Raw genomic sequence first — 12,599 nt, 5'->3', positions numbered from 1 at the left:
ATGACCTCCACCACCCGCAACCGGTTGCCGTTGAGCGCGGCCGAGAGCAGCCTGATCATGGCGATCCGCGAGCGCATGACCCGCTCGCCACGGCAACTCAACAACGCCTTCGAGGCCGACGCCGAACTCCTCGATCTGGGCGCCGCCGGGCTCCTGGCGGTCACCGTCGACACCTTGAACGACGGAGCCGAACTGGCCACCGCCACCACGCCGTACGCGAAGGGCTGGTTGACCACCACGGTCAGCGTGAGCGACCTCGCCGCGGTGGCCGCCGACCCGGTCGCCGTACTGGTCTCCTGCTCGCTGCGCCCGGACAGCTGGACCCCCGAGGAGGCCCGTGAGTTCGGGCGCGGCGCATCCGAGGCCGCCGAGCGGTACGGCTGCCACATCGTGGGTGGCGACACCAACTGGGCCAACGAGGAGAGCTTCACCTCGTGCGCCCTGGGAACCGTCCCACGCGAATCCATCCTGAACCGGATGGGCGCCCGGCCCGGCGACGCGCTGTACGTGACCGGCCCGATCGGAGCCGGCAACGCGGTCGGATTCCGCGCGCTCGCACTGGGCGGTGCGGGCGCGGGCGAACCGTGGCTGCCCGAGGCGCGGGTGACCGCGTGCGAACCGCTGCGCCGCTACGCCCGGGCGTGCATCGACACCAGCGACGGTCTGTTGAGCGCGGCGGTCAGCCTCGCCGAGGTCAACGGGCTGGGGGCCGAGGTGATGCTGCACGACGAGGTGTACGCGCCGCTCGTCTCCGCCGTCGCCGACTCGGCGGGCCTGCCCCGGTGGTGTTCGGCGGCCGCCGAGTGGGGTGAGTTCGAGCTGCTGTACGCGATCGATCCGGCCGACGCACGGGCGTGCTCCCAGGCGCTCACGCGACAGGGACTGCGTCCGTTTCACGTCGGACACCTCGTCGCCGGTCCGGAGCTGCTGATGGTCGACGAGTCAGGCCAGCGCCGTGAACTGCGAAACCTGCTGACGCGGATGCGCGCACTCGACCCGGCCGGGTCGCTGCTCACCGACCTGCGGGCCCTGCTGGCGGAGGGTTCGTGATGGGGTCGGGTCTCGCTCTGGTGACCGGCGTCACCGGCTGCGTCGGCCGCGCGGTCGCCGCAGCCCTGCGGGAACAGGGCTGGTCGGTACGCGGGCTGGTGCGGGCACCCGCGCCGGACGACGCGACGTACACGGCCCACCGTGGCGACCTGACCGACCCGGAGTCGCTGCGCGGCTCCTGCACGGACGTCGACCTGGTGGTGCACGCGGCCGCCGACCTGACCGACTGGCGACCCGGCCCACGCATCTGGCAGGTGAACCGGGATGGCACCCGGGCGGTGCTGGACGAGGCGCGGCGCTGCGGCGTCTCCCGATTCGTCTACCTGAGCACCGTCGACGTCTTCGGTTTCCATGCTAGAAAGGTCATCGACGAGGCGTCGCCACGGCGGGTGCCGCGCTACCCGTACCCGCTGTCGAAAGCTGCCGGCGAAGACCTGGCGTGGTCGTACCACGGGAACGGTCTCGACGTCACAGTGGTGTACCCCGCCTGGGTCTTCGGCCCCGGCGACCGCACCTTCCTGCCCGAGCTCGTGCGCGGGCTGCGCGCCAACCAGCTCGTGCAGTTCGACCGTGGCGTGCCGCCGATCGAGTTGACGTACAGCGCGAACCTGGCCGACGCGATCGTGCTGGCCGGCACCACTGCCAGCTGCGCCGGCGGCCGGTTCATCGTCGGTGACTCGTACGGCCTGACGCTGGGGCAGCTGTTCGCCTCGGTGGCCGAACGGATCGGGGCACGGCCGCCGACCACCTCGATCCCCTTCGGCGCTGCCCTGGCCGCGGGAGCCGTGTCCGAACTCGCCGGGATGGCCGGCATCGGCATCAGATCCGGCCGGCCGCTGCTCACCCGCTACGCGGTCCGGTCCGTCGCCGGAGGCATGCGGTACGACGTCGGCCGGATCCGGTCGATCGGCTACTCACCCCGGTACGGCTTCGAGGAGGCGCTGAGCCTCGCCATGGCGGAACTGGAATTGGAGCAGGCGCATGGCAGCCGATGAGAACGACCCGGTCGTCTGCATCACCAACCCCGCGTCCGGTGTTCAGCGCAGGGACACCATCATGCGGCGGATCGCCACGGAACTGCCCGGGGCGCGGTGCTGGTCCACCCGCTATCCCGGGCACGGCATCGCCCTCGGGCGGCAGGCGGTCGAGGACGGGTACGCCACGGTGGTGGCGATCGGCGGCGACGGCACGCTGTCCGAGGTGGCCAACGGGGTGCTGGAGGCGGGCGGGGAGAAGGTGCGGCTGGCGTACGTGCCGGCTGGCACCTGCAACGACTTCGCTCGCGGCCTGCGGCCGGTCACCGACCTCGGTGACCTGCTCGACCGCGCCCGCGACCGGGAGACCGACGTCGGAACGGTGACCTTCACCCGGCCCGACGGCACCCGGGACCAGCGGTACTTCCTGGTCAGCTGCACGGTCGGGCTGATCAGCGTGATCGGTCAGCGGTTCACCGAGAAGACACCTGTCAACCGGGTGCTCAAGCGGCTCAACCTCCAGCTCGCCGAGACGGCGTCGAGCATCCGGACGCTGGCCCGCTGGCGGCCGGTGGCGGTGCGGTTGGAACTCGACGGCGAACCGTCGCACCAGAGCATCAGCAATCTCGCCGTGCTCAAGGTGCCGTACTTCGCCGGTGGGCTGACCTTCGGCAGCACGCAACCCCCGAGGGCGGGCTACCTGGACGCGGTGCGGGTGTCGGGTGTCGGCCGCCTCGGCGTGGCCGGACTGATGTGGCAGGTGTTCCGCGGGGCCGCAGCGGGACATCCGGCGATCCACCGGCAGGAGGTCCGCACCGTGCGCGTCGACGCGGACAGCCCGCTGCCGGTCGAGGTCGACGGCGAGATCGTCGGATACACCCCGGCCGAGTTTTCGATACATCCGTCCTGCCTGACGACGGTGGTATGAACCCAGCGAGGGAGCGACACGTGAGTGCCCCGACCATGTTCCACATCGGACTCGTGGTTCCCGACTACACCGGCCAACTCAGCCCGATGGCCACGCTCGGCAGAGAACTGCTCCGGCGCGGCCACCGGGTCACCCTGATCTCCCTGCCGGACGCCGGAACGAAGTCGTTCACGGCCAGGTTCGCCTTCGCACCGATCGGCGAGCGCGAGTTTCCGGTGGGCTCACTGGCGCGCTTCTCCGAGGAGCAGGGTCGGCTGACCGGCCTGGCCGCGGTGCGTTTCATCGTCCGGGGGTACGTGCGCGAGGTCGAGGTTCTGCTGCGGGACCTGCCGGTTCTGGTGCAGCGGCACGGCATCGACGCGCTGCTGGTGGACCAGGTCTACGGCGCCGGCAACACCGTCGGGGACCACCTCGACATTCCGGTTGTGAACGTGTGCAACGCGCTGGCGCTGAACACCGAACCCGGTGTGCCGCCGTTCATGACGGCGTGGCCGTACCATCCCTCGCCGCTCGCGCGGGTGCGCAACATGGTGGGCGACCAGGTGATCGCCTGGGTCATCCGGCCGGTGCTGCAACGGATCAACGAACGTCGTGCCGCATGGGGCCTGCCGCTGATCAACAGTGTGAACGACGGCTCGGATCTGGCCCAGATCACCCAGCAACCGCCGTTCTTCGACTTCCCCCGCACCCGCCTGCCGGACTCGTTCCACTACACCGGGCCGTTCCACGACGAGGACAGCACCGAGCCGGTGTCCTTCCCGTGGGAGCGGCTCGACGACCGCCCGTTGATCTACGCGTCGATGGGCACCCTCCAGAACCGCCTCCCGCACATATTCGAGGCGATCGCCACGGCCTGTGCCGGGCTCGACGCGCAACTGGTCATCTCCCTCGGCAGCACCGACGTCGAACCGCCGACCGGCCTTGCCGGAAACCCGATAGTGGTCCGGTACGCGCCCCAGCTCGATCTGCTGGCGCGGGCGTCGCTCGTCATCACGCACGCCGGCATCAACACCACACTGGAAGCGCTCGCCCATGGCGTGCCGATGGTCGCGCTGCCCGTGGGCAACGACCAACCGGGCGTCGCCGCCCGACTCAAGTACCTCGGTGCCGGCGAGTTCATCCCGGTGCACAAGGTGACTCCGGCGCGGCTGCGGGCGGCCATCGACACGGTGAGCGGCGACCCCACCTACCGGGCGAAGGCGCAGCACTACCAACGCCGGATCGCGGAGTTGGACGGCGTACGGCGCGCGGCCGACATCGCCGAGGAGGCGTTCCGGACACGCCGGCCGGTACGTCGACAGGAGATGTCCGAAACGACGGAAGGTGGCCGCCGATGACCCAGCAGGCGGGACGGATGGCCCGGCAACTGCCGACCCTCAACGGTCTGCGGGGGCTCGCCGCGGTCACTGTCTTCTTCTCGCACACGACGTTGTTCGGCTTCTTCGCCGACGAGCGGATCGACGACTGGTGGTATCTCGTTCTCAGCCGTACCGGATCCGCGGCGCTCGGCTTCTTCTTCATCCTCAGCGGTTTCGTCCTGACCTGGTCGGCTCCCGACCACGAGCCGAATCGCCGGTTCTGGCGCCGACGGGCCGCCCGGATCCTGCCGAACCACCTGGTCGTCTGCGCCGTGTTCATTCTCCTACTGATCCTGGTACGAGGCGGCGCGCCGCTGTGGCCGACGGTGGCGAACCTGGCCTTGGTGCAGAGCTGGATCCCGAACGAGTTCATCTTCAACGGGGTCAATCCGCCGAGCTGGTCGCTGAGTTGTGAGATCTTCTTCTACGCGTCGTTCCCGTGGGTGCTCGCCGGCATCCGACGGCTCAACGCCGCCTGGCTCTGGTCGCTCGCGGGTGGCATCGTCGCCGCGATGCTCGTCGCGCCCGCCTTCTCCCTGGCGTTTCTTCCGGCCGAGCCGACGTACACCTACGCGGACGCGGCATTTCCGCAGTTCTGGTTCGTCCAACAGTTTCCGTTGATCCGGATGCTGGACTTCGTCCTCGGGATCGTCATCGCCCAACTCGTCATGCGGGGGCTGTGGATCAGGCTCAGCCTGCCCGGCGCCGCACTTGTCACGCTGGCCTTCTACGGCGTCTCCGAGGTCGTTCCGCTGCTCTACTCGGTCGTCGCGGCGATGGTCATCCCGCTCGCGTTGCTGGTGGCCGCCGCGGCCCGGGCGGACGTCGAGGGGCACCGCTCACCGCTGCGCGGGCGGGTCACCGGCTGGCTGGGCGACACGTCCTTCGCCTTCTACCTCCTGCACATCCTGGTGTTGTACGGCGCCGCCAACATGGCTCCGAACGGCTTCGGCGTCGCCGCCGCGCTCGCCGTGATGGTCGGCGCCTACCTGGTGACCCTCGGCCTGGCATCGCTGCTTCACGTCGGCGTGGAACGGCCGATGATGCGCCGGTTCGCCAAGCCCCGCAAACGGGCCGCCGCCCCTGCGGCCGCCGCTACGCCGGCCACTGAACCGCTGCCCGTCGCGACGGCTGACGGGACGCGGGTCACGTAGCGACAGTCGGACCCGGAACCGAACGGTGCCCTGGCTGATCCGGTCCGGATCAGCCAGGGCATCAGGTCACCTGACGGTCAGCGTGGCCCGGACCGCGCCGGCCGGACGCAGCGTGACCATCGGTACGACCTCCAGCCGCTCGCCACGCGTGTCGACCCGGTATCGGGTGAGCAACGCGCTCAGCAGGACGGTCATCTCCAGCAGCGCGAAGTGTTCGCCGATGCAACTGCGCGGGCCGCCACCGAATGGGAAGTAGGCGTAGCGCGGCCGGTCCTGCTGCCCGAGGAACCGGTCCGGCTCGAAGCGCTCCGGGTCGGGCCAGAATTCCGGGTGCCGGTGCGTGACCCAGGGGGCGACCACCACCTTGGTATTGGCCGGGATGCGGTGTCCGGAGACCATGACGTCGGTTTCGGCCATCCGCTCCATGCTGTAGACGGGCGGGTACAGCCGCATGCCTTCCATGATCGCGGCCCGCACCAGCTCCTGGTCGCCGGTGCCGGCCGCGGCCGCGACCCGTTCCTGCACCTCCTGGTGCTGACCCAGCAGGTGCATGGTGAACGCCAACCCGGCCGAGGTCGTCTCGTGCCCGGCGAGCAGGAACACGAGCATCTGATCGCGGATCTCCTCCATGGACAGGGTCTGCCCGGTCTCCGGATCCTTGGCCGCGAACAGCCGGCTGAGCATGTCCTCGGTCTCCTCGCCGCCGGTTCGCTGGCGGGCGGCGATGATGCGGTCGATGATGTCGTACTGGGTCGCGCGGACCTGCGTGATCCGGCGCGACCGTGGAGTCGGCCAGCTCAGCGGCAGCTTGACGACCTGTAGGGCGCGTGCCAGCGCCAGGTCGCCCAGGATGGGCATGAGCTCCTGTAGCCGGGGAACGACCTCGTCGATGTCGTCGCCGAACAGCGCCCGGCCGACCACCCGCATCGTGTAGCGCTGCATGACCTGGTAGAGGTCCACCACGGACCCGGCGGTGACCGCCATGTCGTCGACGACGCGGGCCGCCTCCTCGGCCATCAGTTCGGTGTAGCGGGCCACCCGGCGCGGCGTGAACAGCGGTTGCAGCGTCCGCCGCTGATGCAGCCAACGGTCTCCGTCGCTGGTCAGCAGGCCCTCACCGATGAACTCCCGAAGGATTTCGTACGCGCTCGCGCGACGGCTGAAGACCTGGGGCGTGGTGAGGACCTGATGGATGCCGTCCGGGTGGTGCACGTTCACCACGTCGACGCTGACGGCGCGTGGCCCCCGTGGCAGCCCGACGTGGTAGGCCACCACGTCGCCGTACCTGTGGAAGCCGTTCAGGATCGATCCCAGCAGGTCGTCGCGGAGTTCCGGCAACATGCCGAGGAGCGGATGCCCGGTCGGACCCGGTACGGCGGTGGCCTTGGACAGCTGTGTCGTCACGGTGATCCCCGTTCAGTCGATCGACGGACGTCGACTATATTTCCACGCGCCGTACCCCTTTTTCAGCACAGAATTCCCGCAGTCGGCAGCGATGGTCGTCGCTGCCGCCGTCGCCAGCAGGCAAGAGGTCGGCACCAGCCCGACGCCCCGCCGGTCGGTCGCGTAACGACAGCCGGGCGTGGCACCGCTGGACGGCGCACGCCCGGCTGTGCGGGGCGACGGGGCGCGGCGGGCGCGCTCGCGTCGGTGGGTGCTCACCAGTGGCGGTACGACGCCCAGTCGAAGTCCGCGTAGACGCCCTCGGCGCCCAGGTCCTGGACCCACAGGCCGACGAACGCGCCGGTGAAGCCCCAGCCCTCCGGCTCACCATCGACCAGGGTCGCGGCGTACTCGTCGGACAGGATGGTGGCGTCGAGCTCTGCCGGCAGGTCGACCCAGCGCGCCTCGCCGGCCAGTTGATAGGCGAAGGTCAGACGCGGGCCGTCGAAGGTGGCCCGCAGCGTGATGTCGCCCGCGCTCGGCAGGTCGACGTGGCACGCGTCGTGCATGACCCGCCGGCCGTTGTCGCACGACATCACCTCAAGCACCGGCTGGCCGTCGTCGTCGGCGGTCACGTAGGCGTAGTGCCAGTTGCGGGTGTTGTAGTAGGCGGTGACGCCGGCGAGCTGGCGGTAGTTGGCCGGGTCGAAGCGCATGGCGGCCGTCAGCTCGCACTGCTGCGCGGTCACGCGACGCGCGACCAGGCTCGGACGGTGCCGGCCGACCGGCGACTGGCCGCCGTGAATCCGCAGGACCGAGGGGTGCGAGGTGAGATCCACCCAGTCCGCGGTGGCGGGACGGCGCAGCGTCGACCACTCGGGGCCGAGCACCGGCTCGGTGAAGTCGTCGCGCTCCTCCGGCAGGTCCGCCGCCGGCTCGGCCTCGCCCGGCACGGGCACGAGCACCGCCGGTATTCCGTCCTCGATGCGCGGCCACTCCCCCTCGGGCCAGTGCACCTCCTGGATGGCGGTCTCCCGGCCGAGCACACACCGGCCGAGGGGGGTGTACGGCCGGGCCGTCAGGTGCGCCAGGTACCAACGCCCGTCTGGCGTGGCCACCAGGCTGCCGTGACCGGACTTCTGCAGCTCCAGCTCGGGATGGCCCTGCGAGGTGAGCAGCGGGCCGTCCGGATGGGCCTCGTACGGCCCGAACAGGCTACGGGAGCGGGCCATCGTCGCCTGGTGCGTCCAGGAGGTGCCGCCCTCCGCGGTCAACAGGTAGTACCAGCCGTCCTTCTGGTACACGTGCGGCGCCTCGGTGACGCCGGCGGTGGTTCCCTGGAAGATCGTCCGCTCGGTGCCGACCAGGCGACGGGCCTCGCGGTCGTACTGCTGGATCTGGATGCCCGCGAACCGGTCACGGCCCGGCCGCCAGTCGGCGACCATCGACAGCATCCAGGTGGTGCCGTCCTCGTCGTGGAACAGCGACGGGTCGAACCCGCGCCCGTGCAGCACGACCGGGTCGGACCAGGGCCCGGCGAGGTCGCTCGCGGTCACCAGATAGTTCTGCGGATCCCAGTAGCCGCTGGCGAAGCTCGCCACGTCGGCGTACAGGAGATAGAACACACCGTCCACATAGGACAGATCAGGCGCCCACACGCCGTTGGAATCGCCCGCTCCGCTCAGGTCGAGAAGCCGCCGCTCGGTGATGACGCCACCGAGCGGGCGCCAGTGCACCAGGTCGGTCGAGTGGTGCAGCCGGACGCCCGGGTACCACTCGAAGGTCGACGTGGCGATGTAGTAGTCAGTGCCGACGCGCAAGATCGACGGGTCGGGGTTGAAGCCGGGAAGGACCGGGTTTCGGATCAGCCGGCCAGGCACCTCGCCGCCGTGGGGCCCGGCCGCTGCCGGACTCTTTGTTGCGGTCGTCATTTCGCTTCTCCGTAACGGTAGCCTCGTCGAAAGTTTCGACGAGGTTCGATCGCCTGATCGGCACAGACTAGCCGCTATTACACCTTAGTGACAATGGCGTTGGCCTGTACAGCCGCGTCATGTCCACTGTCGCTTGCTTCCGGAAGTTGCTCCGATAGTTCACCTTCACCACCTTCTTGCGGGCTTCGTAATGACGGGTCCGGCGGCCCACTCCGGCACCGCTGACAGCCCGCCAGATCCGGTGGTGAGGCGACCTGCCGACCAGAGGGGCGGGCGGCCAGCACGGCACAGGACACGGTGGCCGGTACGGCCACCGGGCAACCGCCACCGGTGCTGGCGCGTCCGGTCCACGACAGCCCGACAGCGGTGTCACCACCTCAACAACGCACCGAAGCGGCAGTCGTGGTGCGGCACCCGACTGGCTGCGGTTTCCCATCATTCAGCGGCGGAAGAATTGCGTGGTCCCGACCGCCGCCACTGTTGTCAGCTGCCCAATGCCGCCACGATCTGCTGCCCTCTCACCGGCACGCCCGGACGGCATCCAGGACACTGCGGGCGTAAACGCTGGGTAGCCACTCAGACGGCAGCAGACGTGCGCGCCGATGATGGCCCGTGCAGCTGCGGATGGGATGTTCGCGCCGTCCGGGCGGGATGCGAGGCTGAACGCGTGGCCTTCCGATCGGCGTACACGTGAACAACCCTCGGCCCGGCAACATCCTCGCCACGCCCGCCCGCCGGTGACGTCCGGATGAGCCTGGTGTCGGCGTTCGTACCGATCTGGATCCTCACCGCGGTCGGCTACGCGGCCTGTCGTTGGGGCCTGCTGGGCGAGGCGGCGGCGTCGGTGCTCGGCCGGTTCGTGTTCCACCTCGCGATGCCGTCCGCCCTGTTCCTGGCCCTGTCCCGGATGCCCCTGTCCGTGTTCGACGGCCGCTCGCTGCTCGCCTTCGCAGTGAGCACCGCCGCGGTCGTCGGGTTCGGGTGGGTCGGCGCGAGCTGGTTGTTCGGTCGCAGGCCCGGCGAACGGCCGATCTGGGGCATGGCCGCCGGGTACGTGAACTCGGCGAACCTCGGCATTCCGATCGCCACGCAGGTTCTCGGCAACGTGTCGTTCCTGGCTGAGGTGGTGCTGCTACAGGTGCTGGTGGTGACCCCCGTGATCCTGGTCGCCCTGGACCGGCACAGCGACCCGGCCGGGCGCGTACGGGTCCGCCGTATCGCCTCCCTGCCGATCCGTAACCCGGTGATCCTGGCGTCGCTGCTCGGTGTCGCGTGCTCGGCCGCCGGCCTCCGACTGCCGTCGGCGGCCGGCGCGCCGCTCACCCTGCTCTCCGCTGCCGCGGTTCCGGCCGCCCTGGTCGCGCTCGGCGCGTCGCTGCACGCCCCGGCGCCGACGGAGCGGGTGGAGCCGGCAGAGCGGGTGGAGCCGGCAGAGCCAGCCGGGCTGGTCGAGCTGGCCGTGATCACCGCGCTGAAGCTCGTCGCACAGCCGGTCATCGCGTACGTGACCGGGCTGGCCCTGCACCTGTCCGCGCCACAGTTGCTCGCCGTGGTGGTGTGCGCGGGCCTGCCGACGGCGCAGAACACGTTCATCTACAGCCAGGAGTACGGCGTCGGCGAGGCGGTGACCAACCGGGCGGTGCTGGTGACCACGACGCTGTCGCTGGCCACAGTGGCCGCGGCGGCGACGCTGCTCGGCTAGGTCCGTCAGCTGACCCGTCCAGCATGCGTCTCGGTACGGCGGCGTTGACGTGGTCGTTGAGCGAGACGGGCGTCAGAAGGCGGAGATCGAGGTGGGAGCTCGTTCTTGCCGAGCCAGCGCTCGTATCACGTTCAGCGAGCCGTGTCGCCAGGCTGCGAGGCTGCTCAGCAGAGTGATCGCCGCTCGGGTCGCTGCCGGGGGCATCGCTGGCGTCGGCAGGCCGAGACTGACTGCCAGGTCGTCGATGTGCACGACCAGTTCCACCACACGGGTCAGCAGGAAGTCATCGATCCGCAGACCCCAGTCGCCGAGGTCCACGATGCGGTCCGCTGGTTGTGCCGGCACCGCGGTACGCAGCTCGCTCAACGCATCACCGACAAGGTCCGCCAGGTTCGTGGCGGTGGTCGACGCGGCTGCCTGCTCGCTGCGGCGTCGGATGCCGATGTTGTCAGCGCTGTCAACGCCTGACGTTACCCAGGCGTTGCCGGTGAAGTGTTCCAGCACCGAGACAGCCGACGCTCCTGGCGCTGCGGCGAGAAAGGTCACGGTGTGGGTGAGCTGGTTGGCGAGATGCCGGGCGAGGCCGCCGGTGGAAAAGTCGGGCAGCGCGCTCGGCGTGGACCATCGCTCGATGAGCATCGGTTCCCGTACCAGGGCTGCGGCGGTTTCAGCGACGTCCAGGAACGCAGGTCGGATCATCGATTGCACCTTATGCGGGTGCGACGTGTGTTGTCAGTCCCGTGCCGGGGTCGCCCCCGACCCGCTGGCCGCCGTCGTCGACGCCCAGCGCGACGACAACAGGGATGCCGATGGGCCGCCAAGGCGCCGAGCGCGCGTCGGCGGCCCACCCTCTCAGCCGTTGTCGATCAGACTGGCGATCTCGTTGTAGATCAGGTGCGCCTTCGCGCCCTGGTTCGACGGACAACCGCCGAGGTGGTGCAGGGCGATCACCCGGTGGCTGCCGTCGAGCACCGGTGAACCGGAGTTGCCGCCGGAGGTGTCACAGCTGTAGCTGATGTTCCAGGTGTTGTAGTTCGCGTTCCGAACGGTACAGGTCCCGCCGTTCTGGGTGTCCTCGTAGATCGACAGCCGCTTCGGGCTGCCGTCGCCGTGCCCGGGGATGTAGATCCGGGTGCCGTTGCTGGTGGCGGTGGTCGCCAGGTACAGCGTGCCGAAGCCCTGGATGGCGGCGAAGTTGTTGACCGAGAACAGGGTGTAGTCGAGTTGGCTGGAGCCGCCGCTGCTCACCTTGTAGAGGGTGGCACCGCTGACCTTGGTGCCGGCGCCGGGGTTGGCACCGCCACAGGTGGCGCACTGGTAGTTGAACTGCATCTCGCTGCCGCTCACGGCGGACTGCGTCGAGAAGCAGTGCTTGTTCGTCAGCATCCGGTTGGTGTTGCCGACCCGCCAGGTGGTGCACAGTCCACCGCCGCTGATCAGCAACCGCGCCACCGCCCTGCCGCGGGCGTACTCGGTGGGGTGGCTGTTCTGGTAGCAGACCACGTCGCGGCGGGCGTCGGTGCTGCACACGGACTGGGTGGAGAAGTTGTGCGCGGCGATCTCCGCGCGGTCGTATCCGCGCCAGAACCGGTCGATGGTGGCGGCGCTGCCCCGTGCGGGGCGGCTGCTGTGCAGTGTCACCACTGCGGTGTCGCCGTCGACCGACATCGCCCAGAAGCCCGGCTGTCCGTCGGTGGTGTAGTCCGAACCGGTCGCCCGGTTCAGGTGGCGGTCGTACCGGTAGCTCTCCTTGCCGTCGCGGCTCGACACGGTGACGTAGTCGCCCTCGGCCAGTCGCAGTGAGCTGAAGTGCACCTTGATGTAGGTGGCGCCGGGGTGCTGGATGACCTGTGTCCCGCCGTTGGGGGCGTAGGACAGCGAGCTGCCGACGGTGCGGAGTTCGCCGATCGTGGTCACACCCTCTGCCGAGAACTGGTTCGATTCCGGTGCCCGCTCGGATGATGGCGCGAGAGGGGCAACCGAGTACGCCTCGGCGGCGGGTACCGACAGTAGACTCAGCCCGAGTGTGCAGGCAGCGAGCGCGACCGCCCCCGTTCGTAGGCGGCGCAGGGCATGTTTCATCTGTCGCTCCTTCTCAGGAATCAGCACCGAGACGTGC

Annotated in this window: 10 protein-coding genes; 6 read left to right on the top strand and 4 right to left on the bottom strand. The window is 69.7% G+C overall.

What is annotated here, in order from left to right; translation table 11 throughout:
- The 5 genes from QCZ28_RS23335 to QCZ28_RS23315 are packed head-to-tail and all read left to right on the top strand — an operon-like array spanning position 1 to position 5,464.
- Positions 1 to 1,050 (top strand): AIR synthase related protein, encoded by a 1,050-nt coding sequence (locus tag QCZ28_RS23335; RefSeq protein ID WP_279518645.1) that lies wholly within the window; start codon positions 1 to 3, stop codon positions 1,048 to 1,050.
- Positions 1,050 to 2,045 carry an NAD-dependent epimerase/dehydratase family protein gene (locus QCZ28_RS23330; RefSeq protein WP_279518644.1) on the top strand — a complete coding sequence of 332 codons (996 nt, stop codon included), beginning with the start codon at positions 1,050 to 1,052 and terminating at the stop codon, positions 2,043 to 2,045. Before QCZ28_RS23335 ends, QCZ28_RS23330 begins: the two co-directional genes overlap by 1 nt.
- Positions 2,032 to 2,952: a diacylglycerol kinase family lipid kinase gene (locus tag QCZ28_RS23325; protein ID WP_279518643.1), complete on the top strand. Its 921-nt coding sequence runs from the start codon at positions 2,032 to 2,034 to the stop codon at positions 2,950 to 2,952. The genes QCZ28_RS23330 and QCZ28_RS23325 overlap by 14 nt, the downstream gene beginning before the upstream one ends.
- 20 nt (positions 2,953 to 2,972) lie before the next feature.
- On the top strand, positions 2,973 to 4,289 hold the full coding sequence (locus tag QCZ28_RS23320) for a glycosyltransferase (protein WP_279518642.1): 1,317 nt from the start codon (positions 2,973 to 2,975) through the stop codon (positions 4,287 to 4,289).
- Complete coding sequence (locus QCZ28_RS23315; protein ID WP_279518641.1) at positions 4,286 to 5,464, top strand: acyltransferase; 1,179 nt, start codon at positions 4,286 to 4,288, stop codon at positions 5,462 to 5,464. The genes QCZ28_RS23320 and QCZ28_RS23315 overlap by 4 nt, the downstream gene beginning before the upstream one ends.
- Positions 5,465 to 5,530: 66 nt before the next feature.
- Here QCZ28_RS23315 and QCZ28_RS23310 read toward each other — a convergent pair whose 3' ends face one another.
- Both QCZ28_RS23310 and QCZ28_RS23305 read right to left on the bottom strand, forming a co-directional pair.
- Positions 5,531 to 6,868, bottom strand: coding sequence for a cytochrome P450 (locus tag QCZ28_RS23310; RefSeq protein WP_279518640.1), 1,338 nt, complete (start codon positions 6,866 to 6,868; stop codon positions 5,531 to 5,533).
- A gap of 254 nt (positions 6,869 to 7,122) precedes the next feature.
- A complete protein-coding gene (locus tag QCZ28_RS23305; RefSeq protein ID WP_279518639.1) occupies positions 7,123 to 8,778 on the bottom strand; it encodes a glycoside hydrolase family 43 protein in 1,656 nt (551 codons plus the stop codon).
- A gap of 748 nt (positions 8,779 to 9,526) precedes the next feature.
- Here QCZ28_RS23305 and QCZ28_RS23300 point away from each other — a divergent pair.
- Entirely contained in the window at positions 9,527 to 10,480 is a 954-nt protein-coding gene (locus QCZ28_RS23300; protein WP_279518638.1) for an AEC family transporter, read from the top strand.
- A gap of 72 nt (positions 10,481 to 10,552) precedes the next feature.
- Here the strand turns inward: QCZ28_RS23300 and QCZ28_RS23295 are convergent, their stop codons facing one another.
- Positions 10,553 to 11,179, bottom strand: coding sequence for a maleylpyruvate isomerase N-terminal domain-containing protein (locus QCZ28_RS23295; RefSeq protein WP_279518637.1), 627 nt, complete (start codon positions 11,177 to 11,179; stop codon positions 10,553 to 10,555).
- Positions 11,180 to 11,332: 153 nt separating this feature from the next.
- Positions 11,333 to 12,397, bottom strand: a complete 1,065-nt coding sequence (locus tag QCZ28_RS23290; protein ID WP_279518636.1) for a serine protease — start codon at positions 12,395 to 12,397, stop codon at positions 11,333 to 11,335.
- Between the last annotated feature and the right edge of the window lie 202 nt (positions 12,398 to 12,599).

It is taken from the genome of Micromonospora sp. DH14 (assembly GCF_029809455.1).
Lineage (GTDB): Bacteria > Actinomycetota > Actinomycetes > Mycobacteriales > Micromonosporaceae > Micromonospora > Micromonospora parva.
This window is presented reverse-complemented; position numbering and strand designations above follow the sequence as displayed.

What these genes read in the sequence shown, in the direction of transcription:
- QCZ28_RS23335 (WP_279518645.1), top strand. Translation starts at nt 1, where the DNA reads ATGACCTCCACCACCCGCAACCGGTTGCCGTTGAGCGCGGCCGAGAGC.
- QCZ28_RS23330 (WP_279518644.1), top strand. Translation starts at nt 1,050, where the DNA reads ATGGGGTCGGGTCTCGCTCTGGTGACCGGCGTCACCGGCTGCGTCGGC.
- QCZ28_RS23325 (WP_279518643.1), top strand. Translation starts at nt 2,032, where the DNA reads ATGGCAGCCGATGAGAACGACCCGGTCGTCTGCATCACCAACCCCGCG.
- QCZ28_RS23315 (WP_279518641.1), top strand. Translation starts at nt 4,286, where the DNA reads ATGACCCAGCAGGCGGGACGGATGGCCCGGCAACTGCCGACCCTCAAC.
- QCZ28_RS23305 (WP_279518639.1), bottom strand. Translation starts at nt 8,778, where the DNA reads ATGACGACCGCAACAAAGAGTCCGGCAGCGGCCGGGCCCCACGGCGGC.
- QCZ28_RS23300 (WP_279518638.1), top strand. Translation starts at nt 9,527, where the DNA reads ATGAGCCTGGTGTCGGCGTTCGTACCGATCTGGATCCTCACCGCGGTC.
- QCZ28_RS23295 (WP_279518637.1), bottom strand. Translation starts at nt 11,179, where the DNA reads ATGATCCGACCTGCGTTCCTGGACGTCGCTGAAACCGCCGCAGCCCTG.